Source organism: Nocardioides sp. Root682, assembly GCF_001427795.1.
Classification (GTDB): domain Bacteria; phylum Actinomycetota; class Actinomycetes; order Propionibacteriales; family Nocardioidaceae; genus Nocardioides.
In genome coordinates this window covers 741,678-765,856 of sequence record NZ_LMHJ01000001.1, presented here as the reverse complement: position 1 = coordinate 765,856, position 24,179 = coordinate 741,678, and the positions used below count along the sequence as shown (strand labels likewise).

Below are 24,179 nucleotides of genomic sequence, written 5' to 3'. Positions count from 1 at the left end.
GCCATGACGGGACGGTCCTACGGCGGCGTGAGCGCGGCCGAGCGCGTCTCGACGCGGCGGTCCAGCCTCCTCGAGAGCTGCCGGACGGTGATCGGCCGCGAGGGGGTGGCCGCCGCGACCGTCGAGGCCGTGTGTGCGGAGAGTGCCCTTGGCAAGCGCTACTTCTACGAGAGCTTCACGACCCGCGACGAGATGCTGCTCGCCGTGGCCGACGCCTTCTACGTCGACCTGCTGGCCCAGATGCACGCCGCGATCGTCGGTCTCCCGGACGAGGATCGTCCGCGCCCTGTCGTCGAGACCCTCGTGGCAGCGCTCAGCGGCGACCAGCGGCTCGCCCGCCTGTACGTCGAGAGCCCGGCCACGCCGGTCCTCGCGGAACGACGGCACCGGGCGATCGATGACTACACGCGCTTCGTGGCCGACGCGGTGCTGCCTGCCCGTGCGACGGACGAGCGCTCCCGCGCCCGGCAGCGGCTCGCGACGCGGCTGCTGGTCGCGGGCACGACCGACCTGGTGGCCGGCTGGCTCGCCGGTGAGGTCAGCGGCGACGCCGACGACATCATCGAGGCGATCGCGGCCGTCGGAGCCGGTCTCGCCGGAGCCTGATCAGCTGGTCAGCCGGTCAGGTGGTCAGCCGGTCACTTGGTGGGAGAGAGCGCGTTCTCCACGAACGACTGCGCGTTCGCGACGACCCGGTCGATGGTCGCCCGGCTCGGCTGCCACCACTCCGCCGCCCAGTTGATGGTGCCCATCACGAGCATCTGGGCGAGGTACGGGTCGAGGTCGTCACGCAGCTCGCCGGACGCGTGGGCGGCCTTGAACAGGTCGCGCCACACGGCGCCGTACTTCTTCTCCTCGGCGTCGTGGCGCTCCCGGATCTGGTCGGGGAGCTGGCCGGCGTTGCGGATCGCCGCGGTGGTGTAGTCGGAGATCTCGAGCTCGTGGCGCAGGTGTGTCTCGACGCCGATCAGGATCCGCTCCATGGCCGTCGCGTCAGCGGGTGCTGCGGCGAGGGCGCTGGTGAGGTACTCGCGCATCTCGGCGAGGCCGACCCACATGACCTCCTCGATCAGGTCGTCGCGGGAGGGGAAGTAGTAGTAGATCGCGGGTGCCTGGAGCTCGGCGACCTCGGCGACGTCGCTGAGCCGCATGCCGGCGTACCCCTTGGCGCTGAGCACCTGCGCCGCCGCGTCGAGGATCCGGACGCGCGTGCGTGCGGACTTCTTGTCGGTCTTGCCCTCGCGGGCGGGGGCAAGCGTCGGGCTCCCGGAATTCTTCGCCATGGCTGGATTCTAATCGCGGTTCACAGATTCACATGCGCGACGCGCGCGGTCAGCGACCGAGCCCGCCGCGTTTGACCAGCTGCGCGGCGATGACGTTGCGCTGGATCTCGTTGGTGCCCTCGCCGACGATCATCAGTGGGGCGTCGCGGAAGTAGCGCTCGACGTCGTACTCGGTCGAGTAGCCGTAGCCACCGTGGATGCGTACGGCGTCCAGGGCGATCTCCATCGCGACCTCGGAGGCGTAGAGCTTGGCCATGCCGGCCTCCATGTCGCAGCGCTCTCCGGCGTCGTACTTCTCGGCCGCGAAGAGGACGAGCTGGCGCGCGGCGGTGAGCTTGGTGGCCATGTCAGCGAGGTAGTTGCCGATCGACTGGTGCTTCCAGATCGCCTTGCCCATGGACTCGCGGACCTGGGCATAGGCGAGCGCGTCGTCGAACGCAGCCTGGCCGACACCGAGAGCACGCGAGGCGACCTGCAGGCGTCCGGTCTCCAGTCCGCGCATCATCTGTGCGAAGCCCTTGCCCTCGACCCCGCCGAGCAACGTGTCGACCGGTGTGCGGAAGTCGTCGAACGACAGCTCGCAGGACTCCACGCCCTTGTAGCCGAGCTTCGGCAGGTCCCGGGACACGGTGAGGCCCGGGCCGTGCTCGACGAGGAGGATCGAGATGCCCTTGTGGCGCGGCTGCGCGGCCGGGTCGGTCTTGCAGAGCAGGGCGATCAGGCCCGAACGGCGGGCGTTGCTGATCCACGTCTTCGAGCCCTTGACGACGTACTCGCCACCATCGAGGCGCGCGACGGTCTTCATCGCCTGCAGGTCCGAACCGCCGCCGGGCTCGGTGAGCGCCATCGTGGCGCGCAGCTCGCCGGTCGCCATCCGGGGCAGGTAGCGCTGCTTCTGCTCCTCGGTACCGAACTGCAGGATCAGCTTCGAGACGACGGTGTGGCCGCCCATCGCGCCGGCGAGGCTCATCCAGCCGCGGGCGAGCTCGGTGGTGACCTCGACGTAGCAGGGCATCGAGACCGCCACGTCGCCGTACGGCTCGGGGATCGCGAGCCCGAAGATGCCGAGCTGCTTCATCTGCTCGATCCACTTCTCGGGGTACTCGTTCGCGTGCTCCAGCTCGGCCACCTTGCCGCGCACGTCACGGTCGATCCAGTCGCGCACGAGGGCGACGACGTCCTGCTCTTCCGGTGACAGCTTCGCCATGGTGTGCTCGTTCCTCCGGGACTCGATTGCTTGCCGATCGCTGTTTAATGTAGATTAAAAGAATGTCCGTGGTCAACGTCGCGCATCTCACCCGCCGCTCCGCCCTCTGCGTCCCGGCCGGTGACGACCGCAAGCTCGCCAAGGCGCTGGAGTCCGGCGCCGACGAGATCATCGTCGACCTCGAGGACGCCGTTGCGTACGACGACAAGGGCCGCGCCCGCGCCCAGCTGGCCGCGTTCGTCTGGCCGGCCGGGGGGCCGCACGTCGCCGTACGGGTCAACGCGGTCGGTACTCCTTGGTGCCACCGCGACCTGGAGGTCGCCGCGTCGATTCCCCGGGTGACGTCGGTGGTGCTGCCGAAGGTGGAGTCGCGCGCGGACCTGGGTTTCGTGGAACGCCTCCTGGCCGGCCTCGAGGCCGAGGTCGGCCGCGCCGACCAGGTCGGTGTGCAGGCCCTGGTCGAGACCGCCGCCGGTGTCGTGGCCCTGGCCGACATCGTCTCGGACGTCCGGCGGCTGACCGCTGTGATCGTCGGCTACGCCGACCTCGCCGCATCGCTGGGTCGTGCGCGCGACATCGAACCTGCTGCGTGGCGGGGGATCCAGGACTCGATCGTGCTGCACGCGCGTGCTGCGGGCGTCGCTGCGATCGACGGGCCCTTCCTCGGTGTTGCCGACGACGATGCGTTCCGCGCCTCCGTCGCGGATGCCGCTGCCCTGGGGTTCGACGCGAAGTGGGTGATCCACCCGCGCCAGGTCGTGGGCGTGAACGACGGCTTCACGCCCTCGGCGGACCAGGTCGACCACGCCCAGCGCGTGCTCTCGACCCTCGAAGACGTGGCCACGGCCGGCCGGGGGGCGGCCGTGGTCGACGGAGCGCTGGTGGACGAGGCGATGGCGCGCGCGGCCCGCCAGGTCCTGGCGAAGGTCGGCGCGTGATGGTGCGCCAGGTGGGCGGCCCGTACTTCGACGAGCTCGAGGTCGGCCAGGTCTTCGACACCGCCCCCGGTTCCACGCTGACCGAGGGCCGCGCTGCGCAGCACCAGACGATCGTCGGCGACCGGTGGCGGCTGGCGCTCGACGACCACCTCGCCCGTTCGGTCGCCGGTGGCGTGGTGGCCGGGCCGAGCTTCGTCACGAACACCGCGATCGGCCAGACCACGCTGGTGACCCAGCGCGTCCGCGCCAACCTCTTCTACCGCCGCTTCGCGCTGCTGCGGCAGCCCCTGATCGGCGATACCCTCCGCACGACCACGACAGTGGTGGGCCTGCGCGAGAACGCGCGCCGTGAAGGGCGTCCACCGACGGGCCTGGCCGCGCTGCACATGCAGACCGTCGACCAGGAGGGCCGGCCGGTCGTCGACTTCTTCCGCTGCGCCATGCTCCCGCTGAGCCCCGGTGCCGCGCCGACGGGACGAGCCGACGACCTCGACGCGATCGGTGCCGATCTGCCACCGATCGACCCGGCCGCGTTGATCCCGCCGTGGGACCGGGACGCCTTCGTCGCCGGCCGAACGGTCGGCGTACTCCCCGGGGAGGGGGAGTCCTTCGAGGTCGCGACGGGTGACGTCGTCTCGAGCGCACCCGAGCTCGCCCGGCTGACCCTCAATGTCGCGGCCGTCCACCACGACCGGTTCGAGGGCGGTGGCCAGCGCCTGGTCTACGGGGGTCACACCATCGCGATCGCTGCGTCGCAGCTGACGCGAGCGTTGCCTGACCTCGCGACGATCCTGTCGTGGGAGTCCTGCGACCACACCGGGCCGGTCCACGAGGGCGACACCCTGACCACCCGCTTCACCGTCGACAAGGTGACCCCGACAGCCGGTTGGCAGGTGCTCGACCTGCGGGCCGAGGTCACCGCCGACGGCGAGCGGCCCGTGCTGGACTGGAAGTTCTCCGCCCTGGCGTAGTCGCTGGTCGAGGAGGTTGCCCAGCAACCGTCTCGAGACCCTGGTCGGGACCGCGTTGGACGTTCCGAGCGGACGCCGGCGAACCGCTCGCCGTCTGACATGGAAGGTGTTCGGGCTTCAGTATCCTGCCCGCGTGCGAGCGATGAGGTCGGCGTCTTCGAGGTCGGCAGCCACCTGGAGGGCCTGGTCGAGGTCGATGACGGGGGTGCCGAGCGAGATGGACTTGGTCGAGAAGCCTGCGAGAGGTGCGGCATTGGCGCCTATGCCAGCGCGGACCGCGTCGTTCAATGCTCGCTCGAACGAGATTCCCTCGCGCATCATGCGGGCCCGCAGCATCTGCTCCACGTCAGGGTCGAGCGTCACTGTTGTGCGCATGGTGACAGCATCGCATCAGATCGGACGGCGCAGACACCGCATTTCTTGTCACGGCATCGTGTAGCCGCCACTCACGCTGAACAGCTGCCCGGTCACCTGCCGCGACATCTTTTCGGAGGCCAGGAACAGCACCGACGCGGCGACGTCCTCGGCACTGGTCAGCCGGCCCAGGGGAGTGTCCTTGAGCAGGTACTGCGCCTGGTCGTCGTTGAAGACGTTGTCCTTGCCGACGGACCACAGGCTCTTCGAGCCGACGGCATCGGGGCCATCGGGGACGACGAGGCCCGGGCACACGATGTTGGAGCGGATGCCGTGCCGGCCGTGCTCGCGGGCGGTGGTGCGGGCCAGCGCCACGACGGCCGCCTTCGTGGCGCCGTACACGCCCTGGCGGATCTGGCCGAAGGCCGACTCGCTGGCGATGAAGACGATCGAGCCCTGGCCCTGCTCGCGCATGGGGGAGAGGACGGCCTGGGTGGCGGCGATCGCGGTGAAGAAGTTGATCTCGACGGTCTTCTGCCAGTTGGCGCGGTCGGTGTTCTTCGCGATGAAGCCCGGCACGCTCCACCCGGCGTTGTTGACGAGTACGTCGACCCCGCCCCAGGTCTCGACGCAACGGTCGGCCGCACGCTGCGCTTCGCCCTCGTCGGTCAGGTCGCCCACGACGACCTCGACACCCGCGGCGCCGCGCTCGAGTGCCTCGGCTGCGACCTTCTCGGCCTGGGCGCCGTCGATGTCGGAGAGTACGATCCGGCTGCCCTCGGCTGCGAAGGCGTGCACGATCCCGCGCCCGATGTTCGACGCGCCACCGGTGATCAGTACGCGTGCGTCCTTCAGTCCCAGGTCCATCGGGCACTCCTTCGTTCGGTTCCGGTGACGTCGTCGCGGAGGGCGTGACGCTTGACACGCGAAGTGTCCCCGCATAGCCTTCCATAAGTGGACTTACCTTAATCCAGATTCAAATTTACCGGAAGAACGCAGGCCGGTCCACGTCACAGCTCGGGTCAGGTCAAGGGGGAAACGATGGCGACAGCGCTGGAGGCTGCAGCGAAGCCGACCCGCGAGCTCGGCAGTGTGCTGGCGATGGCGCTCGACGCCCTCGTCATCATGTTCACCAAGCGGTTCTCGTGGCGCGAGGCCGTTCAACAGTCCTGGTTCATCGCCCGGGTCTCGCTCGTCCCGACGCTGCTGGTGATGCTCGGGTTCACCCTGCTGGTCATCTTCGAGGTCAACCTGCTCCTCGCCGACCTCGGCGCGCTCGACCTGTCCGGCGGGATCGCCGGCATCGCGTCGGTGCAGCAGATCGGTCCGTTCGTCACGGTGGTCGTGGTCGCCGGTGCCGGCGGCACGGCCATGTGCGCGGACCTCGCAGCGCGGACGATCCGCGAGGAGATCGCGGCGATGCAGGTGCTCGGCATCGACCCGATCCAGCGGCTCGTCGTACCCCGGATCGTGGCCGCGGTGATGGTGACCCTGGTCCTCAACGTGCTGATCTGCGCGGGTGGCCTGGTCGGTGGGTACTTCTTCTCGGTCTACCTCCAGGGCGTCACGCCCGGCGCCTACCTCGCCAGCATCCCGCTCTTCACCGGGATCCCGGAGCTGATGTTCTCCATGATCAAGGCTTTCATCTTCGGCCTGATCGCCGCGATCATCGCCTGCTACCGCGGCCTCAACGTGGCCGGTGGCTCCAAGGGTGTGGGCGACGCCGTCAACCAGGCCGTGGTCATCACCGTCGCCGTCCTCGTCCCCGTCAGCCTGACCATCAGCCTGATCCAGTTCGCCATCCTCTGAGGTCTTGATGTCTGCTCTCTCGCCCAAGATCGACGCCAAGATCGATGCCGTACGACGCGCGCCGCTCCGGACGCTCGACGCGATCGGCACCCACGGGTTGTTCTACGCCCGCGTCCTGGCCGGCGTCCCGCGTGCCCTACGCCGCCATCCCGGTGAGGTCGTCAAGCTGATCGCCGAGCTCGGCACGGGCACGGGTGCCCTCGCGCTGGTCGGCGGCTCGATCGTCATCGTCGCCTCGATCACCTTCTTCGCCGGCGCGGTCGCCGCTGCGCAGGGCTTCGAGTCCTCCTCCAGCCTCGGTGTCGGTTCGCTCAGTCCGCTGCTGGCGGCCTTCTTCACCGCACGCCTGTCGACGCCGTTGTTGGCCGGTGTCGCTCTGTCGGTGACACTCGGCGCGGCCACGACCTCCCAGCTGGGCGCGATGCGGATCAGTGAGGAGATCGACGCGATCGAGGTGATGGCGATCCCGTCACTGCCCTACCTCGCCACCACGCGCGTGACCGCCGGGATGATCGTGATCACCCCGCTCTACATCTTTGCAACGCTCGGTGGCTTCCTGGCCGACTACCTGCTGCTGGTCTTCTTCTACGACACCGGCGCCGGCAACTTCTCGCACTACTTCTTCCTCTACCTGCACCCGATGGACATCGTGTTCTCGTACGTCCAGGTGCTCGGCATGGTGATCGTGGTGATGCTGGTGCACACCTTCTACGGCTACAACGCCACCGGCGGCCCGGCAGGCGTGGGGGAGGCGGTCGGCCGCTCGGTCCGCGCCTCGCTGAGCGGCGTGATGATCGTGAACCTGCTGATCGCAATGGCGATCTACTCCAACTTCAACACCTTCCACCTGGGGGGCTGAGGAATGAGCAGGGTCGACAGTTCCCGGACGCTCCGGATCGCCGGAGTGGGCCTGATCCTCGTCGTGGTCGCGGCCTTCGGGGTCACGGGCGCGCTGTACGCACGTGCCTTCAGCAATCCCGCCGAGATCACGCTCGAGACCTCCCGCGCCGGGCTCGTGATGGACCCGGGCGGCAAGGTCAAGATGCGCGGCGTCGAGATCGGTCGCATCGGTGAGGTCAGGACGGTGGGCGATTCCGTCGAGATCGTCCTGGAGATCGATCGCGACGAGCTCGACGGGATCCCTGCAGACGTCGTCGCAGAGATCCGGGCGACCACGATCTTCGGAGCCAAGTACGTCGAGCTCGTCCCGCCTGCCGTGACGGGCGCGGGGTCGCTCGCCGACGGCGCGGTCATCCGCGCCTCAGGGGTCACGACCGAGATCAACACCGTCTTCGACGGGCTGGACCGAGTGTTGAGCGGCATCGACATCGCGAAGCTCAACGGCACGCTGACGGTGCTCGCCACGACGCTGTCGGGTCGCGGCGACGACATCGCTGCGATCGCGCAGAAGGCGGACGCCTATCTCACCAAGCTGGAGCCGCTGTTGCCCCAGCTGCGCAAGGACCTGCACCAGGTGGCGCGCTTCGCTCGCCTGGCGGTCGAGGTCTCGCCGGCGCTGTTGGCGATCCTGCGCAACGCCACGGTGACGGCCGGCACGATCGCCGACGAGGAACAGGCGCTGGACCGTCTGCTGGTGGACCTCTCCCTGCTCGGTGGTCGGGCGAGCGAGCTGCTCGGCGAGAACGGCGACGCGCTGGCCACCTTGCTGGACTCCGCCCGGCCGACGGCAGCGACGCTGCGCGCCTACTCCTCCGAGCTGCCGTGCTTCCTCAAGGGGCTCGATGAGACCCGCAAGATCATGGCCGACGTCATCGGTGGCACCGACGCCTCGTTGCGCGCCCTGGTCAGCGTGCGCTCCGAGCTGTCGCACTACACCGTCCCCAAGGACCTGCCGGGTCTCCCCGAGGACCGGGGCCCCGACTGCCACGGACTCCCGCGCCTGAAGAACAGCCAGGTCCCGATCCCGGAGCGAGGGACAGCACAGTGAAGATCCACGCTGAGGCCATCCGACTGGCCGTCTTCGGCACCGTCGGGGTGCTCGTGCTCGCCCTGCTCTACCTCACTCTCGGCGAGACCCGGATCGGTCCGACCAAGGGCTACCGCGTCGTCATGGCGGACGTCAGCGGCCTCCAGGCCGGCGACGTCGTCCGCGTCGCCGGCGTCCGGGTGGGCCAGGTCGACGGCCTGGACGTGGTCGACGACAACCGGATCGAGGTCGCCTTCCACGTCGAGGACGACCAGCCGTTGACCGATGCCACGGAGGTGCTGGTGCGCTACGAGAACCTGCTCGGCGACCGCTACCTGGAGCTCCAGCAGCCGCCGGACATGGGGGAGCCGCTCGCCGAGGGGGCGACGATCCCGGTCGACCGGACCACGCCCGCGCTCGACCTCGACGTGCTCCTCAACGGCTTCCGTCCGCTGTTCCGCGGCCTCGAGCCGGCGCAGGTCAACGAGCTGGCCGAGAACCTGATCGCCACCCTCCAGGGACGAGGCGGCACCGTCGAATCGCTGCTGGCGAAGACCTCGAGCCTCACCAATGGCCTGGCCGACGACAGCACCGCGATCACCGGCCTGATCGACAACCTCGACGTGCTGCTGGGCAGCCTCGACAGCCGCGACGTCCAGCTGCGCCAGACCATCGGGCAGTTCCAGGCGCTCGTGTCGGGACTGGCGAAGGACAAGGACCCCATCGCCAGGTCGGTCACGTCCATCAACAAGATGGCTGCCGCCCTCGCCGACGTCTTCAGCGACGGACGTGAGCCGTTCAAGCAGACCGTGATCGCCGTCAAGGACCTCGCCAAGCTGCTCAACACCAACACCAGGACGTTGAACAAGGTCCTCGAGTCGTTGCCCGGCGCCTACCAGGTCCTGGACCGGATCGGCTCGCACGGCAACACCTTCAACTTCTACCTCTGCGCGGTCCAGGTCGTGATCAGCGGACCCGGGGGCAAGCCCATCAAGACGCCCATGGTCCGCAGCCAGACCGAGCGGTGCCAGAACGACCCGAAGGGGGTGCAGCGATGAAGATGTTCCGCGAACGCAACCCCTTGCCCCTGGGCCTGGTCGTCGTGGTGGGCCTGGTCATGACCATGCTCCTGGTGCTCAACATCGACGGCGTCGTCGGCGCCTTCGGCCGCAAGTACAGCGTGATGCTCCCCGAGGCGGCAGGCATCAAGCAGGGCGATCCCGTCCGGGTCAGCGGCCTCACCGTCGGTCGTGTCGGTGAGGTGAGCCTCGAGGGCAAGGGTGTCCTCGTCGAGTTCGGCCTCACCGAGACCGGCATCGAGCTGGGCGAGGAGACCACGGCCGAGGTCAGCGTCGAGACCGTCCTCGGCGACAAGGCGCTCGTCCTCACCTCGCACGGGGAGGGCACCCTCGCCGAGGGTGCCCGCATCCCGATGGAGCGGGCCAGCGTCCCCTACGAGGTCACCGACGCTCTCGCCGACCTCCAGCAGGAGGCCGAGGACATCGACGTCGACCAGGTCGCCGGCGCACTCGAGACCGTGGCCGCGACGCTCGAGGGTGCGACCCCCGAGCTCAGTGGCGCGATCACCGGGATGAGCCGGCTGTCGCAGACGATCAGCAGCCGCGACGACTCGTTGCGCAGCCTGCTCGCCAATGCCGAGGGGTTCAGCGACGTGCTCGCTGATCGAAGCAGCGACCTCACCGCCCTGATGAAGGACGGCAACGTGCTCTTCACCGAGCTGCTCAAGCGGCGCGAGGACATCAAGGCCCTGCTGGTCAACCTCTCCGCGATGGCGACCGAGCTGAGCGGGCTCGTCGCGGACAACAAGGACACGATCGGTCCGGCGCTCAAGGAGCTCAACACGGTGATCAGCACCCTGCAGAAGAACAAGTCCAACATCAGCGAGACGCTCCGCGGGATGTCGGTCTACGCCACCGGGCTCGGCGAGGTCGTCTCCAGCGGCGAGTTCTTCTCGGCGTACCTCCAGAACCTGCTGCCCGGAAACCTGCTCCAGCCCGACCTCGCCGAGCTCGGCATCTCCGGGATCGACGTCAACGGCCTGCTCGGCGGAGGTACGACGCGATGACCGCGATCAAGGGAGTTCTCTCCTCGCCCCGGAGCCGCCTGCTCCTCACCGTGGCAGTCCTGGCCGTGCTGACGCTCACCGTCGGGTTCCGCGACAAGGGCAGCACCGACCTGGTCGCGTGGTTCGCGAGCACCGACGGCATCTACGCCGGCGACGAGGTCCGCGTGCTCGGAGTGCCGGTCGGCAAGATCGACAGCATCGATCCCGAGGGGACCAAGGTGCGCGTGGCGTTCCACGTCGATTCCGACATCAAGATTCCCAAGGACGCCAAGGCCCTCATCGTCGCGCCATCACTGGTCAGCAGCCGTTACCTCCAGCTGACCCCGCGGTACGACGGCGGGCCGGTCCTTGCAGACGGTTCCACCATCGAGCTCGCCGACACCGCGGTGCCGGTCGAGTGGGACGAGATCAAGGAGCAGCTGAACGGGCTCGCCGAGGCCCTCGGCCCGCGCGGTGCCAACCAGGACGGCGCACTCTCGGACCTGGTCGACGCGGGCTCCAAGGTGCTCGACGGACAGGGCGCGACGATCAACCAGACCATCGCCGACCTCTCCAACGCGGTCGGCGTGCTCGACAGCGGAGCCGATGACGCCTTCGCGGTCGTGCGCAACCTCCAGGTGTTCGTCGCCGCCCTCGCCCAGAGCGACGGCCAGATGAAGAAGTTCATCGAGAACCTCGACGCCGTCTCCTCGATGCTCGTCGACGACAAGCAGCTGGTCCGCAGCGCACTGCGCAACCTCAGCGCGACGGTCGGCGACGTCGAAGCGTTCATCAGGGACAACCGGACGGGACTGGACACCGCCGTGACCCGACTGTCCGACGTCGTCCAGGTCGTCAACAAGCAGCAGGGTGACCTCGCGCAGATCCTGCACGTCGCACCCAACGCGCTGGAGAACCTCACCGAGTCCTACCACCAGGGCCAGAACGCGGTCGGGGTCAACCTCAACGCCGCCAACATCCACTCGCCCGGCGCATTGATCTGTGGCGCCATCGGCGGCGCCGCAGGCAAGGACGAGGCAGGCGCGGAGAAGCTCTGCAACGACCTGCTCGGGAACCTGCTCGGCAAGGTCGTCGACAACCCCCAGTCCCAGGAGCTTCTCGACGCCCTGCTCCTGCTGATCGCCGGAGGTGCGTCGTGAGGTCTCTCGCAGTACGACGCCTGGCGCTGGTCTGCGTCCTCGCGCTGGTCGTCCTGCTGTCCGGATGCCGCTTCGACGGCATCGACTCGATGGTCCTGCCCGGTGGCAAGGGCACCGGGGACGACGCCCTCAAGATCACCGTCGAGCTCCCCGACGTCGGCACCCTGACCACCAATGCCGAGGTCAAGGTCGACGACATCGCGGTGGGCACCGTCACCGACGTCCGGGTCGAGAAGTGGCACGCCGTGGCCGATCTCAGCCTCGAGCCCGACGTCGTCCTGCCTGCCAACGCGATCGCCAAGGTCGGCGTCAACACCCTGCTCGGTGCTGCGTTCGTCGAGCTCGTCCCCCCGGCCAGCCCCGAGGGAGCCCTCCGCAGCGGTGACCGGATCACGCTGGACCGCGGCCGCGCCTACCCCTCGACCGAGCAGGTGCTCTCGGCAGCGTCGCTCGCCCTCAACGGCGGCGGCCTCGAGCAGATCGCGACCATCACCACGGAGCTCAACAAGGTGCTCGGCGGCAACGACCATGCCATCGGTGCCCTGCTGCCCCGGCTCGACTCCTTCGTCGGGACCCTCGACAGCCAGCGCGGTGAGATCCTCGCCGCCGTACGCGACATGGCCCGCCTGTCCGAGCGGTTCGCGAAGAACCGTGGCGTCATCACCGACGCCCTCGACGAGGTCGGCCCGGCCCTGGAGGTGCTGGCGAAGAACCGCCCAGACCTCACCAAGGCGCTCACCGCCCTCACCCGGCTCAGCGACGTGGCGACCCCGCTCGTCGGCCGCGTCAAGGAGGACCTGCTGGCCGACCTCCGGGACCTGGCTCCCGTCCTGGAAGCCGTGAAGGCAGCAGGGAACTCCGCCGTCTCGGCCCTCGGGTTCGCGGTCACCTTCCCGTTCGCTCCCGAGACCGTCCAGAACGCCTGTCGCGGGTCGTACTGCAACCTCACCCTGATGCTCGACCTGACCAACTCGGCGCTCCTGAACGGGTTCATCCGACCTGATGGGTCCATCGGCATCCCCGGGCTGCCCGGCCTGCCGGACCTGGGCAAGCTGCTCGGCGGCCTGCTTCCTGGTGTCACCGGACTGCTCAACGGCCTGACGGGCGGCACCGGCGCCGGCGGCTCGACCACGAAGTCCGGCGGTACCCCCGGAGTCGATGGGGCAGCCGCCACGCGCGACCCGGGCAGCGCCCCGGCCATCAGTGACACCCTCTCCGAGCTCCTCGGCGGGATCCTGGGAGGCGGACGATGATCCTCAAGGGTGCAGCACCCATCATCAGGAAGCAGCTGATCGCGTTCGGCATCGCCGCGGTGGTCGGTGCCGTCGTGCTCGGCGTCTCCTTCCTGCGTGTGCCCGAACAGCTGGGCATGGGCCGGCACCACGTGTCGGTCGAGTTCGCCCAGGCAGCCGGGCTCTATCCCGGAGCCGAGGTCACCTACCTCGGCCATCCCGTCGGCAAGGTCAAGGACCTGGACGTCGCGGGTGACCGGATGGTCGCCGATCTCAGCCTCGTCGACGACGTCGACGTCCCCTCCACCGTCACGGCCGAGATCCACAGCCGCTCCGCGGTGGGGGAGCAGTACGTCTCCCTCGTGCCCGCCCGCGACAAGAACGGTGCGGACGACGCGTCGCCGCTGGCCGACGGCGACCGGATCCCGCTCGACCGGACGTCGTACCCGGTGGAGATCGGACCGGTCCTCGACAACGTCCAGGCCCTCGTGTCCAGCCTCGACGAGAAGAAGCTGTCGACACTCATCGACGAGAGCGGACTGGCCCTCGAGGGCCGTGCCGGCGACCTGCAGACGCTCCTCGACAGCGGATCGAAGCTGATCGAGACCGCCGACGCCAATTTCGAACCGACCGCAGACCTGCTCCGCGACGTCGAGCCGGTCCTCGGAACGATCAACGGTGAGAGCGACAGCATCGCCCGGCTGACCCGCAACCTCGACCAGGTCACCGCCGAGCTCCGCGCTGGTGACGACGACCTCCGTTCGTTGCTGGCGGACGGGCCGGGCTTCAGCACCGAGACGCTCGCCTTCATCGACAACCTCTCGAATTCGTTGCCCGTGCTCCTCGCGCGCACCAACCCGGTCCTGGGCATCCTGAGGACCTACGACGCCCACCTCGCGCAGATCCTGTCGGACTACCCGCTCGCCGTCGCGACGGTCCAGTCCGTCACGTTGCCCGCACTCGGCGACAACGCGGTCCGGCTCACCGTCTCCAACGCCGACAAGCCACCCGAGTGCGTGAAGGGCTTCGTCCCCGCGTCGCAATGGGCGTCCCCGTTCGACTTCTCGCCCCGCCGGACCCCGCTCGTCTACTGCAAGCAGCCCCAGAACGACCCGCGTGGGGTCCGCGGTGCGCGGAACATCCCGTGTCCCACCGACCCCAGTCGCCGCGAGGGCGACGCGACGAAGTGCTGAACCGAATCGAGGAGATCCGATGACGCTGACTGACTCCACCGCCACGAACGCAGACCGGGCACAGATCCACGGGGACTACGTGACGCTCCGCGTCGCGCTGCTCCTGGTCGGGAGCTACGTCGTGTTCGGCCTGCTCGGGTTCGCCGTGTTCGCGGGCTTCTGGCCGCCGCCGGGCGAGGACTGGACGGCGAACCAGATCCACACCTACTTCGTGGAGCACAAGACCGGGCTCACCCTCGGCATGGTGCTGATGGCCTTCGCGGGACCGTTCTACGTCACGTGGAGCGTCGCGATCTCCAAGGTGATCGGGCGGATCGAGGGCCCGATGGGCCCGTTGGCCGGCATCCAGGTGATCGGGGGACTCCTGACAGGAGTGGTCACCTTCGTCCCGGCGACGATCTGGATCACGGCCGCCTTCCGCGTCGAGGAGCGGTCGCCGGAGATGGTGCAGACCCTCTACGACTTCGGCTGGATGTTCTTCGACACCACCTTCGTCTGCTCGGCGCTGCAGAGCGTGGCGATCGGCGTCGCGATCCTGCGCGATCGCCGGGTTGCGACGCTCTACCCGCGCTGGTTCGCCTACGTCTCCTTCTTCACCGCGTTCTGTTACGTCCCGTTGACCGTGATGCCCTTCGTGAAGAACGGCCTGTTTGCCTGGCACGGCGGCATCAGCTTCTGGCTCGTCTTCGTGGAGTTCTTCCTGTTCACCGCGCTCGGCACGTGGCTCACCTGGCGGGCCCTGCGCACGCTCGAGGCCGAGGACCTGGCAGCGGCCTGACCACGGTTCCGCTGCGAGGGTCAGGAGCCGAGACCGGCTGCGCTGCGCACCCGCGTCGCGATCAGGTCCGCGACCACGCCGGGGTCGTCGAGTATCGGCAGGTGGCCGACGTCGGGCACCTCGATCTCCTCCACCCGGAGGTGGCTGAATCCTTCGCGGGCCCACGGGCCCGACAGGACGCGGTCGTCGCCCGACCAGGCGATCGTCGTGGGTGCGCCGACGCGCAGGATCGCGTTCAGCTCACGCGCCGGGGCATGAACGATCGCGGCTCGCAGTGCCTGGCAGTCGGCCAGGTCCTGCACGAACCTGATGGCGTCCTCCACCCCGACGGACGACGGGTCGTGGACGACGGGTCCCAGCACCGCGCCCCGGATCCTGGCTGAGCGCAGCAAGTGAGGCCTGCGGTCGAGCCGGCGGGCGATGCGATGGCCCAGCACGAACCGCGAGGCCACGAGCTTCTCGCCGATCGAGCCGGGGCGCCAGCCGCCGGCCGGGGCGAGGCAGAGCACGCTCAACGCGCGGTCGCGCTCGGCGAGGCGCAGCGCGAGCCAGCCGCCGAGGGAGTTGCCGGCGACGTGGACCCGGTCGATGCCGAGCTGGTCGAGCTGGCGTTCCAGGTCGTCGACCATCTGCTCCGGCGCTGTCTTCGGGGCTGTCCGGCTCAGCCGGGCCCCGCCGCGATGGCCGGCAATGATGACCGACAGGGGAGACAGGGCCGTCGGCAGCGCCTGCTCGACGCCGTGCCACACCCACGGACCGCAACCCATCCCGTGCAGAAGGAGGACCCGCTCGGGTGCGTCGCGGAGGGGCGACATTCCGCCAACCGGTTGCCCATTCACAGGAATCTACTTTAGACTAAAAATTAGTGAGCCATAGAAAGTCCGTGGTTCGGACAATGAAGTCTGAGGAGACGCCATGATGTCGCGGCCCGTCCAGATCGCCTGCGCCTGCAGCGGTTTCATGCTCGTGGTGCTGTTGTTCGGCGGGCTGATCGCCGCCGGCTGGATGCCCCCGCCTTCGCCGTCCGACACCGCCGACGAGGTCGCGCGGCAGATCGCCGACGACTACAACGGAATCCGGCTCGGCGCGGTCCTCATGCTCTTCGGTGCCGGCTTCACCGTGCCGATGGGCGCGCTCATCGCCTCCCACATCAAGCGGATCGAGGGCGACTTCGCCCCGCTGGCCAACATCCAGGTCATCGGGTCTGCCGGCGGGCTGTTCGCCATCTCCTTGCCCGTCCTGATCTTCGGTGCCGCAGCCTTCCGGCCCGACCGCGACCCGGAACTGCTGCAGTTGATGATCGACCTCGCCTGGGTGCCGTTCATCATGAACGGACCGCCGGCCATCCTGCAGTGCGTCTCGTGGGGCGTCGCGATCCTTTCCGACAAGCGTGAGAACCCGCCGTTCCCGCGCTGGTTCGGCTACTTCAACTTCTGGGCAGCCTTCTGCTTCCTGCCCGCCTTCCTGCTCATCTTCTTCAAGGACGGCCCGTTCGCCTGGAACGGCCTGCTCTCCTTCTGGCTGGCGGCAGCGCTCTTCGGCGGCTGGTTCCTCGTCGGCTCGGTGATGCTGCTGCGCGCCGTCCCGCCGGTGGAGGCGCCCGTCGAGCGGGGCGCAGATGTCCTGGCCGCGACGTGAGCGTCCAGACAGCACCTTCCGTGGCGCCGGACAGCAGCACGGCTGACGGCAAGCGGATCCCGGGGGAGGAGGGCCTGTGGGTCTTCATCCTCGGCGACATGGCGGTCTTCGCCTTGTTCTTCGGGACCATCCTCGTCACCCGCGGGGACGACCCGGACATGTTCGCGGCTGCCCAGCACGAGCTGCATCCGGCGCTGGGCATCATCAACACCGCCCTGTTGCTGACCGGCTCGCTGTTCGTGATCCACGGACTGAGTCGTCTGGGCGACGGGTCGCGGGCCTCGAGCCGGTTCTTCGCGCTGACCCTGGTCTGCGCGCTGGGGTTCGCCGCCATCAAGGCCACCGAGTACACCCTGCTGGTCCACGAGGGCTACACCGGCGGCAGCAATGACTTCTTCATGTACTACTTCGTCTTCACGGGAATCCACCTGGCGCACCTGGTGATCGGCGCGATCATCATGACGTTCATGATCCGCACGGCGCGGCGGACCCAGGTGGGCGCCGGGCAGCGCAAGTTCGCCGAGTGCGGCGCCATCTACTGGCACATGGTCGACCTGTTGTGGCTCGTCTTGTTCCCCCTGCTCTACCTGATCCGGTGAGGTGACTGCCATGCTCGCGCGACTCTTCAGTGCTCGATTGTTCAGCGACCGTCAGACCAACGTGTGGATGATCCTGGTCGCCGCCACGGTGCTCACCGCGGTCGTCGGCCTCGAGCAGCACGGCGGTGCGGCGGCCGTCGGCCTGCTGCTGCTGGCCATCGCCTTCGTCAAGATCCGGCTCGTGGCCCTGCACTTCATGGAGATCCGCGAGGCACCGCTGCCGCTGCGGCTCCTCGTCGAGGGCTACGTCGGGATCACCTTCGTCGTCCTCGTGACGATCTATCTCGTGGCCTGAACCGACCTGCCGCGACGGCTGCTGCCCACCGGTACGTACGTACGTAGGTATTCGCCCCGATCCGTTGACCAGTGCCGGACCGGAATCATCTCCGGTGGTCAGAAGGGTGGAATTCGTGAGCATCAGTGAAGCCGGCGTCGCGGCGCTCCGCGGCTGTGCGCTGCTGTCCAGCGACAGCGCGCCCGAGCTCGACCACGTCACCCTGGCCGGTCGGTCGATGTTGCTCGCGTCGCTCTTCGCGGGGCACGACCTGCAACGCGGTGACGTGGTCGCCCTGCTCTCGGAGCACACCACCGGCGTCTACGAGTTCCTCGTCGGCGTACGACGGGCAGGGCTCGTGCTGATGGTCCTCGACCCGGCGCACACGCTCGAGCAGCTGGCCTTCGCGATCAACACCAGCGGTGCGTTCGTCGTCGTCGCCTCGACCGGACAGCAGGCGACTGCCCAGGCACTGGTGTCGCTGACGCCGTACATCCGGGCCCGGTACGGGCTCGACGCAGACTTCCCGGACCACCGGAGCCTGCCGCTCGCGCGCAGTGCGGCCCCGGTGCGCGTGGTCGACGCGGCTCCGTCGGGGACGCTGCACCACGTGATCGGACCGTCGCACCGCCCCGTGGAGATCCGTCTGCCGGACCCCGTCGACGACGCGCTCGGTCGCGCGCACGCCCGCGAGCTGTTCGGAGACGTCGAGCTGGGCCCGGACACCGTCCTCGTGGGCTCGGCCCCTGTCCTGTCCACCGTGGCGGCGCAGCTCGGTACCGCCGTCCTGGCGAGACGCGGCGGCGTCGCCGTGCCGCGTCGACCCACCGGCGTCGAGGTGCTGCGCACGGCGTTCGCCGTCGACGCGACGGTGCTGCACCTGACCAGCGATGCCGCCATCGAGATCATCGGCCTGGGCGCAGATCGGGTGCTGCGGCTGTCGCCGCCCGGCCTGGCCCTGGTGGTGGTCGACGGCGCCGGCTGCTCGGCGCCGGTCAGGCGCGCGCTGGGTGACCTCTGGGGGCCGCTGGTCCGAGTGGTCGAACCGGCCTACCTTCAGCTCGAGGAGTCCGACTGCTCGGTCACCCAGGCGGAGATCTGACCGCGGTTGGTGAACCCGAGCTTCGTCAGGATGTGCTCGACGTGGGTCTCGGCGGTCCGCTTGGAGATGACGAGCGTGCTCGCGATGTCCTTGTTGGTCGCACCGGTCGCGACCAGCTCGGCGATCTGACGCTCGCGGGGGGTCAAGGCTCCTGATGGTCCCGCCCGTCGAGGGCTGCGGCGAGGAGCCCCGGCTGCCTTGCGCGGTGCCGCGGTTGTCGATTCCTCGAGCGCGAGGTCGATGGCCGCATCGGGAGTCAGTGCACGTCCGCGGGCAAACGCCTCGTCGTAGACGGCCGGGTCGAGCTGGGAGCGGGCCGTGGCCTCGCACTGGAGGTGCAGCGCGTGCAGGCCGGGCAGCGCCGCAGTGGAGGTCTCGATGCGTGACCAGATGGCGTCTGCCGCGCCGAGGAGCTCGGCGGCACGCTCGGGCAGGTCCTCGGCGCAGGCGTAGGCGACCGCTTCCACCGAGGTCCCGATGCCGAGGTTGTCACGGGTGGAGCGCTTCATCTGCAGGCTCTGGCGCTGGGCCGCGTTGCCCTCGTCGGAGCGGCCGGCCACGACCAGCGCCATGCCGATGATCCACAGCGAGTAGGAGCGGTACCAGAGCTCACCGGCCGGTTCGGTCAGCGCCAGGCAGCGTTCGTGGGCGGCGAGGGCGGCGCCGAGGTCGCCCCGGATCACGTGGTTGAGCGCCGAGAGGGCCAGCGTGTGCGCTTCCTGGCCCACGTCGTCGTACTTCTGGAAACCGAGGATGGCGTCGTCGAAGAGACGGGCGGCGCCCTCGGCCTCGCCCGTGAACATCGCCACGAAGGCCGTTGCCTGGGTGAGGAGCACGTCGGTGTGTCCACCGAAGTCGTGCGCGATGCTGCGGCCCTCCTCGAGCAGGACTCCCGCGCGGTCGAGGTCCCCCTGCATGGCGGCGAACCAGGCGGCGGCGCGCAGGGCCCGGGCGCGGATCTCGGTGCGTTCGGTGTCCAGGGCGAAGAGCCGGTCGAACCAGACCCGGCTGTCGCGGTAGACGCCGTCGGCCTCGCCGTACTCCAGCAGGCAGGCGCCGATCTCCAGCGCCGGTTGGACCTCGCCCGGGGTCGTGGTGGAGAACTCGATGGCCGCAGAGATGTTCGGGCGCTCGCGCCTCAATCGCTCGAGGTGTCCGACCTGTGCGGCGCTCGGCCACTCGGCGGCGACCTTGCGGGCATAGGCGGTGTACCAGTCCCGGTGCCGTCGTCGCCAGTGCGCGAGCTCGTCCTGCGACTCCAGCTGGGCGAGGCCGCGGTGACGGATGGGAGGCAGCATCCGGAAGGTGGTGCGTTCGGAGCCGGCGAGCGGGATCACGATCGACTTGTCCACCAGGTCGAGGAGCACGTCGTCGAACGCCTCGTCGATGGGGGCGCACACCTCCCGTGCTGCGTCGATACCGAATCCGTCGGCGAACACCGAGAGCCGTGCCCAGAGCTCCTTCTCGGTGGCCGTGCAGAGGTCGAAGCTCCACTCGATGCAGGCGGCCATCGTGCGCTGCCGCTGCGGCGCCGTACGACTCCCGCGGCTCAGCAGCTCCCAGTGCTCGGTGAGGTTGCGCTCCATCTCCTGGGGGGTCATCGCACGCAGACGACCGGCAGCCAGCTCGATGGCCAGCGGGATGCCCTCGAGGCGAGCCACGATGGTGGCGATGGCGTCGCGGTTCTCCGGGGTGACCTCCATGTCCGGCACGAGCGCACGCGCCCGCTCCAGGAAGAGCTCGACGGCCTCGTAGCCCTGGAGTGGGGATCCGTCGCCGCGGCGCGGCGCGCTCAGGGGCTGCACGGCGTGGATCGCCTCGCCCTGGATGCGCAGCGGTTCCCGGCTGGTGGCGAGGATCTTCAGGTCCGGGCAGGTGCGGAGCAGGGTGTCGGCGAGGATCGCCACCGCGTCGACGACGTGTTCACAGTTGTCCAGCAGGAGCAGGGTCGAGCGGCCCCTGAGGTACTCGACGGTGACCGCGGCGGCCGCTCGCGTCGAGCGCCCCTCCAGCCCCAGGGCGGCGGCGATGCTGTTGGCCAGCAGGTCCGGCTCGGTGAGCGAGGCGAGCGGGATGAACACGACGCCGTCCTTGAACGCGCGGCGTACCTCTGCGGCGACCTTGAGCGCCAGCCGGGTCTTGCCGATGCCGCCGAAGCCGGTCAGGGTCACCAGTCGGTTGCCGGCCAGCAGCTCACGAAGGTCGGAGCGCTCGGCTCGGCGCCCCACGAAGGAGGTCACCTCGATCGGCAGCTGAGTGATCTCCGCACCCACGTCCGTCGCCGAGGTCATCCGTGCACTCACCCTCGTTCGCCTGGCCGATGAAACCCGTCGATCAGTCAACGACGCACGCCTGCGGTTGTGACGGACGCGTGTGACCCGGGTCTCTCACGATATCGCGGGTGGGCGACCGTCGAGCGCGGTCCCCGGTCGTCGGCGTGTGACGGCGCACATACGTATCGAAATACGTATGTGACCGGGCCTGCTGGACCCCCTTCGCGGCGCAATCTTGCACCGTCGAGCAGCCTGCTCGCGAAGAACCGGAGGTCAGCCATGGTGGTCACCTGTACGGACGAGGACGTTCGCTACGTCGGAGACGCGATCCAGGGAGCATTGCGCGCCCCGACGTACGCCGCGAGCCACCACGGCCACGCGAGACGGCTCCGTCTCGGTCTGATCGATCCGGACTGCGTGCTGCTCGTCGACTGCGGCAGTGGCGAGGTGCGGCCGGGACGCCGCGGCGAGCCCGGGGTGACCGGCTTCGTCGCGATGGCCGCGGGCACCGCCGTCGGAGTGTGCCGCGGCCAGGTCGACCTCGCAGCGGCGCTCGCCGCCGGCGACATCGTGATGGACGGAGAGGGAGCCGCCCTGCTGGAGCTGTTCGCGGGCATCACCGAGCGCGAATTGGTCGCGGTGGGTTGATCTGCCTCGCGTTTCTAATGTACCTTCGATTTTAAGACCTATTAAAAACCTGCCCGTCCTCACGGCGAGCGGTGAGGAGTAGTCGGTGAGCCAGCACCTCGAGGCTGAGGCACCCGTGCACGACGGGCCGCCGATCGAGCCCGACGGTCCCTACGGGAGCAAGCTCTCGCAGCTCGTGGCCGACGTTCCCGGCCCGATCCGCTCGGTGACGGCGGAAGCCGGCGGCATGACGCTGCTGCTCGGGAAGGTGCTGTGGAGCGCGATCCGCCATCCCCGCGGGTACTGGAACGACGTGCTCGACGAGATGCACTTCACCATCAAGCGCTCCTGGCTCTCGATCTCGATCGCGCTGTTCGGCTTCCTGCTCGCGCTCTCGGTGCCGTCGATGCAGTTCGTCAACCTGGCCGGCGTCGGTGAGCTCTACGGCCCGCTGCTGCTGGTGCAGTCGACGCGCACCTTCACGGTCTGGGTGGCGACGCTGCTGGTCGCCGGGGTGATCGGTGCCGCGCTGACTGCCGAGCTCGGATCGCGCAAGGTGCGCGAAGAGCTCGACGCCATGGAGGTGATGGGGATCGACCCGATCCGCACCCTGGTGCTGCCGCGGATGGTGTCCATCACCCTGATCACCACCCTGCTGGCGATCCCGGCGGAGATCATCACGGTGCTGTCGTCCCAGTTCGGCGCCTGGTTCGTCGGCGGTATTCCCAGGGACGACTTCTACAGCTACCTCTGGTCGACGCTGAGCACTGTCGAGCTGGTCGCACTGATGTTCAACTGCTTCCTCGCCGGCCTGCTCATCGGAGCCGTCTGCTGCTACAAGGGGCTCGCCGCCCAGGGCGGCGCCATGGGCCTCGGCAAGGCGGTCAACCAAGCCGTCGTCGTGGCGTTCCTGGCGCTCTTCATCATGCAGCTCGGCTACAACGCCGTGATTCTCGGCTTCTTCCCGGGTCTGGGGGCCTTCCGATGACCGACATCGTCCCTGTTGAGAGCATCGCGGGCCACGAGGGCCCCGGCCGGCGCTCCACGCGATCCGAGCGGACTGCCCTGCGTCTCGCGGAGTCGAGCAAGATGCGCGGCCCCTTCGAGGACGCCGGTTCGCTCATTGCCTTCGGCATCCGTGTCGTCAAGGAGCTTCCCGTCTGCGTGCGGCTCTACCCCGGCGAGATCCTGCGGCAGTGCTCGACCCTCATCCGCTCGAACGCGCTGGTCATCCTGTTCATGCTCTTCATGCTCGGCGCGCTGCTCGGCATCACGGGCTCCTTCCTCTTCGAGGGCATCGGACTGGAGAGCTACGTCGCCGCCATCCCGGCCGTGCCCATGATGCGCGGCGTCGTCGAGATCGTGTTCGGCTGGGTGCTGGCCGCCAAGTACGGCTGCGGCATCGTGGCCGAGCTCGGAGCGATGCGGATCAGCGAAGAGATCGACGCGATGGACGTGATGGGGGTCCGGTCGCTGCCGTACCTCGTCGGATGCCGGGTGATCGCCAGCATCATCGTCCTGCCCGCGCTGTTCGTCACCTCGCTCGGTGTCTTCTTCGTCGCCAGCAAGCTGTTCTTCGTCGACCTGCTCAGCTCGGTGTCCGGCGGCGGCTTCAACTACATCCTGTTCCTGCTGCAGAGCCCGCGCGACTTCTTCATCGCCGTCCTGTGGGGAACGGTGACCGGCTTCGTCATCACCGTCGTCGCCAGCTACTACGGCTACAACGCTTCCGGTGGCCCCGTCGGGGTGGGTCGCGCCACAGCCCAGGGCATGTTGGTCAACCTCGTCCTGATCAGCGTGATCGCCATGATCCTGGCCCAGGTCTTCTACGCCAACGTGCTCACCGAAGCCTTCGGCACCTGACGCCGGGTCTCGCGGCGCCGACCCCTGCTCCCGCTTCCACCGCTTCCACTGCACCTGCAATGTCTCCAGGAGATTCCATGACCGCCGTGCTTCCGCTCAATGACCGGGTCGCCCATGTCGACCAGGCTGCTGAGCACACCATCGAGATCCGAGACGTGTACAAGAGCTTCGGCTCGTCCCACATCCTCAACGGGCTGTCGGTGGACTTCAAGGACGACGCGATCACCACGGTGCTGGGCCCTTCCGGTACCGGCAAGAGTGTGCTGCTCAAGCACATCGTCGGTCTGCTGGAGCCCGACGCCGGTCAGGTCAAGGTGTTCGGCACCGACATCTGGCGGACCTCGGAGGAGGAGCGGTTCGAGCTGCGCAAGCGGTTCGGCGTCCTGTTCCAGGACGGTGCGCTGTTCGGTTCGATGAACCTGTACGACAACGTCGCGTTCCCGTTGCGTCGGCACACGGAGAAGTCCGAGCGCGAGATCCGCGACATCGTGATGTCGAACCTCGTCGAGGTGGGCCTGGAGAAGGCCATCGACAAGGCGCCGAACGAGATCTCCGGCGGCATGCGCAAGCGCGCCGGTTTCGCCCGCGCCCTGGTCCTCAAGCCCGACGTGGTGCTGTTCGACGAGCCCGACTCCGGCCTCGACCCTGTGCGCACCAAGCTGCTGTCGCAGCTCATCGCCAAGGTCCACGCCGAGCACGGCGGCACCTACATCGTGATCACCCACGACATCCCCACCGCGCGCGAGGTGAGTGACTACGTCGCGGTGATCTGGAAGGGCAAGATGGTCCACTACGGCGACGCCGACGGGGCCTTCGGTTCCGAGAACCCCTTCGTCCGCCAGTTCCTTGCCGGCGCCGCTGACGGCCCCCTGGGGATGGACTGACC

The 24,179-nt window shown here is 68.8% G+C and carries 26 protein-coding genes; 20 read left to right on the top strand and 6 right to left on the bottom strand.

Translation table 11 applies throughout. The features are described 5' to 3' along the window. Window positions 1-3: 3 nt before the first annotated feature. Complete coding sequence (locus ASD84_RS03695) at window positions 4-606, top strand: TetR family transcriptional regulator (protein WP_056706764.1); 603 nt, start codon at window positions 4-6, stop codon at window positions 604-606. 32 nt (window positions 607-638) lie between these two features. On the opposite strand, the gene ASD84_RS03690 is transcribed toward ASD84_RS03695, so the two are convergent. Then, window positions 639-1,283, bottom strand: a complete 645-nt coding sequence (locus tag ASD84_RS03690; protein ID WP_056706762.1) for a TetR/AcrR family transcriptional regulator — start codon at window positions 1,281-1,283, stop codon at window positions 639-641. 49 nt (window positions 1,284-1,332) lie between these two features. Further along, a complete protein-coding gene (locus ASD84_RS03685; RefSeq protein ID WP_056706760.1) occupies window positions 1,333-2,490 on the bottom strand; it encodes an acyl-CoA dehydrogenase family protein in 1,158 nt (385 codons plus the stop codon). Window positions 2,491-2,552: 62 nt separating this feature from the next. Between ASD84_RS03685 and ASD84_RS03680 the strand changes: the two genes are divergently transcribed. Beyond that, the gene (locus tag ASD84_RS03680) at window positions 2,553-3,428 is read left to right on the top strand and encodes an HpcH/HpaI aldolase/citrate lyase family protein (RefSeq protein ID WP_056706758.1); all 876 of its coding nucleotides are present in this window, start codon (window positions 2,553-2,555) and stop codon (window positions 3,426-3,428) included. Next, window positions 3,428-4,399, top strand: coding sequence for a MaoC family dehydratase (locus ASD84_RS03675; protein WP_056706756.1), 972 nt, complete (start codon window positions 3,428-3,430; stop codon window positions 4,397-4,399). Before ASD84_RS03680 ends, ASD84_RS03675 begins: the two co-directional genes overlap by 1 nt. A gap of 117 nt (window positions 4,400-4,516) precedes the next feature. On the opposite strand, the gene ASD84_RS03670 is transcribed toward ASD84_RS03675, so the two are convergent. Next, complete coding sequence (locus ASD84_RS03670; RefSeq protein WP_056706754.1) at window positions 4,517-4,774, bottom strand: hypothetical protein; 258 nt, start codon at window positions 4,772-4,774, stop codon at window positions 4,517-4,519. Window positions 4,775-4,822: 48 nt separating this feature from the next. Further along, the gene (locus ASD84_RS03665) at window positions 4,823-5,620 is read right to left on the bottom strand and encodes an SDR family NAD(P)-dependent oxidoreductase (RefSeq protein ID WP_056706752.1); all 798 of its coding nucleotides are present in this window, start codon (window positions 5,618-5,620) and stop codon (window positions 4,823-4,825) included. Window positions 5,621-5,794: 174 nt separating this feature from the next. Here ASD84_RS03665 and ASD84_RS03660 point away from each other — a divergent pair, with 174 nt between their 5' ends. Genes ASD84_RS03660 through ASD84_RS03620 form a run of 9 tightly spaced genes read left to right on the top strand, consistent with a single transcriptional unit; the run spans window position 5,795 to window position 14,917 of the window. Continuing rightward, window positions 5,795-6,562, top strand: coding sequence for an MlaE family ABC transporter permease (locus ASD84_RS03660; protein WP_056706750.1), 768 nt, complete (start codon window positions 5,795-5,797; stop codon window positions 6,560-6,562). Window positions 6,563-6,569: 7 nt separating this feature from the next. Further along, on the top strand, window positions 6,570-7,421 hold the full coding sequence (locus tag ASD84_RS03655) for an MlaE family ABC transporter permease (RefSeq protein WP_056706747.1): 852 nt from the start codon (window positions 6,570-6,572) through the stop codon (window positions 7,419-7,421). Window positions 7,422-7,424: 3 nt separating this feature from the next. Continuing rightward, entirely contained in the window at window positions 7,425-8,510 is a 1,086-nt protein-coding gene (locus ASD84_RS03650; protein WP_056706746.1) for an MCE family protein, read from the top strand. Next, window positions 8,507-9,547 carry an MCE family protein gene (locus tag ASD84_RS03645; protein ID WP_056706744.1) on the top strand — a complete coding sequence of 347 codons (1,041 nt, stop codon included), beginning with the start codon at window positions 8,507-8,509 and terminating at the stop codon, window positions 9,545-9,547. Before ASD84_RS03650 ends, ASD84_RS03645 begins: the two co-directional genes overlap by 4 nt. Further along, entirely contained in the window at window positions 9,544-10,575 is a 1,032-nt protein-coding gene (locus ASD84_RS03640; RefSeq protein ID WP_056706742.1) for an MCE family protein, read from the top strand. Before ASD84_RS03645 ends, ASD84_RS03640 begins: the two co-directional genes overlap by 4 nt. Further along, complete coding sequence (locus ASD84_RS03635) at window positions 10,572-11,714, top strand: MCE family protein (protein ID WP_056706740.1); 1,143 nt, start codon at window positions 10,572-10,574, stop codon at window positions 11,712-11,714. The genes ASD84_RS03640 and ASD84_RS03635 overlap by 4 nt, the downstream gene beginning before the upstream one ends. Next, window positions 11,711-12,967 (top strand): MCE family protein, encoded by a 1,257-nt coding sequence (locus tag ASD84_RS03630; RefSeq protein ID WP_056706739.1) that lies wholly within the window; start codon window positions 11,711-11,713, stop codon window positions 12,965-12,967. Before ASD84_RS03635 ends, ASD84_RS03630 begins: the two co-directional genes overlap by 4 nt. Continuing rightward, window positions 12,964-14,139, top strand: coding sequence for an MCE family protein (locus tag ASD84_RS03625; protein WP_056706737.1), 1,176 nt, complete (start codon window positions 12,964-12,966; stop codon window positions 14,137-14,139). The genes ASD84_RS03630 and ASD84_RS03625 overlap by 4 nt, the downstream gene beginning before the upstream one ends. Before the next feature lie 19 nt (window positions 14,140-14,158). Further along, entirely contained in the window at window positions 14,159-14,917 is a 759-nt protein-coding gene (locus ASD84_RS03620; protein WP_056706734.1) for a hypothetical protein, read from the top strand. A 20-nt stretch (window positions 14,918-14,937) separates the two neighbouring features. On the opposite strand, the gene ASD84_RS03615 is transcribed toward ASD84_RS03620, so the two are convergent. Next, complete coding sequence (locus ASD84_RS03615; protein WP_056706733.1) at window positions 14,938-15,732, bottom strand: alpha/beta fold hydrolase; 795 nt, start codon at window positions 15,730-15,732, stop codon at window positions 14,938-14,940. A gap of 100 nt (window positions 15,733-15,832) precedes the next feature. Between ASD84_RS03615 and ASD84_RS03610 the strand changes: the two genes are divergently transcribed. The 4 genes from ASD84_RS03610 to ASD84_RS03595 all read left to right on the top strand — a co-directional run bounded on the left by ASD84_RS03610 (window position 15,833) and on the right by ASD84_RS03595 (window position 18,530). Continuing rightward, window positions 15,833-16,555: a hypothetical protein gene (locus ASD84_RS03610; RefSeq protein WP_056706731.1), complete on the top strand. Its 723-nt coding sequence runs from the start codon at window positions 15,833-15,835 to the stop codon at window positions 16,553-16,555. Further along, window positions 16,552-17,154 carry a cytochrome c oxidase subunit 3 gene (locus tag ASD84_RS03605; RefSeq protein ID WP_200954407.1) on the top strand — a complete coding sequence of 201 codons (603 nt, stop codon included), beginning with the start codon at window positions 16,552-16,554 and terminating at the stop codon, window positions 17,152-17,154. Before ASD84_RS03610 ends, ASD84_RS03605 begins: the two co-directional genes overlap by 4 nt. Before the next feature lie 10 nt (window positions 17,155-17,164). Beyond that, the gene (locus tag ASD84_RS03600; RefSeq protein ID WP_056706727.1) at window positions 17,165-17,449 is read left to right on the top strand and encodes a cytochrome C oxidase subunit IV family protein; all 285 of its coding nucleotides are present in this window, start codon (window positions 17,165-17,167) and stop codon (window positions 17,447-17,449) included. A gap of 115 nt (window positions 17,450-17,564) precedes the next feature. After that, window positions 17,565-18,530 carry an AMP-binding protein gene (locus ASD84_RS03595; protein ID WP_156391556.1) on the top strand — a complete coding sequence of 322 codons (966 nt, stop codon included), beginning with the start codon at window positions 17,565-17,567 and terminating at the stop codon, window positions 18,528-18,530. On the opposite strand, the gene ASD84_RS03590 is transcribed toward ASD84_RS03595, so the two are convergent. Continuing rightward, window positions 18,485-20,821: a LuxR C-terminal-related transcriptional regulator gene (locus tag ASD84_RS03590; protein WP_056706724.1), complete on the bottom strand. Its 2,337-nt coding sequence runs from the start codon at window positions 20,819-20,821 to the stop codon at window positions 18,485-18,487. The two genes, ASD84_RS03595 and ASD84_RS03590, sit on opposite strands and share 46 nt — an antisense overlap. Before the next feature lie 261 nt (window positions 20,822-21,082). On the opposite strand from ASD84_RS03590, the gene ASD84_RS03585 reads away from it, so the two are divergent. From ASD84_RS03585 to ASD84_RS03570, 4 genes are all read left to right on the top strand, one after another. Further along, window positions 21,083-21,451, top strand: coding sequence for a hypothetical protein (locus ASD84_RS03585; protein ID WP_056706722.1), 369 nt, complete (start codon window positions 21,083-21,085; stop codon window positions 21,449-21,451). An 85-nt stretch (window positions 21,452-21,536) separates the two neighbouring features. Beyond that, window positions 21,537-22,418: an MlaE family ABC transporter permease gene (locus ASD84_RS03580; protein WP_200954406.1), complete on the top strand. Its 882-nt coding sequence runs from the start codon at window positions 21,537-21,539 to the stop codon at window positions 22,416-22,418. Next, on the top strand, window positions 22,415-23,293 hold the full coding sequence (locus ASD84_RS03575; protein WP_056706721.1) for an MlaE family ABC transporter permease: 879 nt from the start codon (window positions 22,415-22,417) through the stop codon (window positions 23,291-23,293). Before ASD84_RS03580 ends, ASD84_RS03575 begins: the two co-directional genes overlap by 4 nt. A 77-nt stretch (window positions 23,294-23,370) precedes the next feature. Continuing rightward, window positions 23,371-24,177, top strand: a complete 807-nt coding sequence (locus ASD84_RS03570; RefSeq protein WP_056706720.1) for an ABC transporter ATP-binding protein — start codon at window positions 23,371-23,373, stop codon at window positions 24,175-24,177. The last annotated feature ends 2 nt before the right edge of the window (window positions 24,178-24,179 follow it).

What these genes read in the sequence shown, in the direction of transcription:
- ASD84_RS03695 (WP_056706764.1), top strand. Translation starts at nt 4, where the DNA reads ATGACGGGACGGTCCTACGGCGGCGTGAGCGCGGCCGAGCGCGTCTCG.
- ASD84_RS03690 (WP_056706762.1), bottom strand. Translation starts at nt 1,283, where the DNA reads ATGGCGAAGAATTCCGGGAGCCCGACGCTTGCCCCCGCCCGCGAGGGC.
- ASD84_RS03685 (WP_056706760.1), bottom strand. Translation starts at nt 2,490, where the DNA reads ATGGCGAAGCTGTCACCGGAAGAGCAGGACGTCGTCGCCCTCGTGCGC.
- ASD84_RS03680 (WP_056706758.1), top strand. Translation starts at nt 2,553, where the DNA reads ATGTCCGTGGTCAACGTCGCGCATCTCACCCGCCGCTCCGCCCTCTGC.
- ASD84_RS03675 (WP_056706756.1), top strand. Translation starts at nt 3,428, where the DNA reads ATGGTGCGCCAGGTGGGCGGCCCGTACTTCGACGAGCTCGAGGTCGGC.
- ASD84_RS03670 (WP_056706754.1), bottom strand. Translation starts at nt 4,774, where the DNA reads ATGCGCACAACAGTGACGCTCGACCCTGACGTGGAGCAGATGCTGCGG.
- ASD84_RS03665 (WP_056706752.1), bottom strand. Translation starts at nt 5,620, where the DNA reads ATGGACCTGGGACTGAAGGACGCACGCGTACTGATCACCGGTGGCGCG.
- ASD84_RS03660 (WP_056706750.1), top strand. Translation starts at nt 5,795, where the DNA reads ATGGCGACAGCGCTGGAGGCTGCAGCGAAGCCGACCCGCGAGCTCGGC.
- ASD84_RS03655 (WP_056706747.1), top strand. Translation starts at nt 6,570, where the DNA reads ATGTCTGCTCTCTCGCCCAAGATCGACGCCAAGATCGATGCCGTACGA.
- ASD84_RS03650 (WP_056706746.1), top strand. Translation starts at nt 7,425, where the DNA reads ATGAGCAGGGTCGACAGTTCCCGGACGCTCCGGATCGCCGGAGTGGGC.
- ASD84_RS03640 (WP_056706742.1), top strand. Translation starts at nt 9,544, where the DNA reads ATGAAGATGTTCCGCGAACGCAACCCCTTGCCCCTGGGCCTGGTCGTC.
- ASD84_RS03635 (WP_056706740.1), top strand. Translation starts at nt 10,572, where the DNA reads ATGACCGCGATCAAGGGAGTTCTCTCCTCGCCCCGGAGCCGCCTGCTC.
- ASD84_RS03625 (WP_056706737.1), top strand. Translation starts at nt 12,964, where the DNA reads ATGATCCTCAAGGGTGCAGCACCCATCATCAGGAAGCAGCTGATCGCG.
- ASD84_RS03620 (WP_056706734.1), top strand. Translation starts at nt 14,159, where the DNA reads ATGACGCTGACTGACTCCACCGCCACGAACGCAGACCGGGCACAGATC.
- ASD84_RS03615 (WP_056706733.1), bottom strand. Translation starts at nt 15,732, where the DNA reads ATGTCGCCCCTCCGCGACGCACCCGAGCGGGTCCTCCTTCTGCACGGG.
- ASD84_RS03610 (WP_056706731.1), top strand. Translation starts at nt 15,833, where the DNA reads ATGATGTCGCGGCCCGTCCAGATCGCCTGCGCCTGCAGCGGTTTCATG.
- ASD84_RS03600 (WP_056706727.1), top strand. Translation starts at nt 17,165, where the DNA reads ATGCTCGCGCGACTCTTCAGTGCTCGATTGTTCAGCGACCGTCAGACC.
- ASD84_RS03590 (WP_056706724.1), bottom strand. Translation starts at nt 20,821, where the DNA reads ATGACCTCGGCGACGGACGTGGGTGCGGAGATCACTCAGCTGCCGATC.
- ASD84_RS03585 (WP_056706722.1), top strand. Translation starts at nt 21,083, where the DNA reads ATGGTGGTCACCTGTACGGACGAGGACGTTCGCTACGTCGGAGACGCG.
- ASD84_RS03575 (WP_056706721.1), top strand. Translation starts at nt 22,415, where the DNA reads ATGACCGACATCGTCCCTGTTGAGAGCATCGCGGGCCACGAGGGCCCC.
- ASD84_RS03570 (WP_056706720.1), top strand. Translation starts at nt 23,371, where the DNA reads ATGACCGCCGTGCTTCCGCTCAATGACCGGGTCGCCCATGTCGACCAG.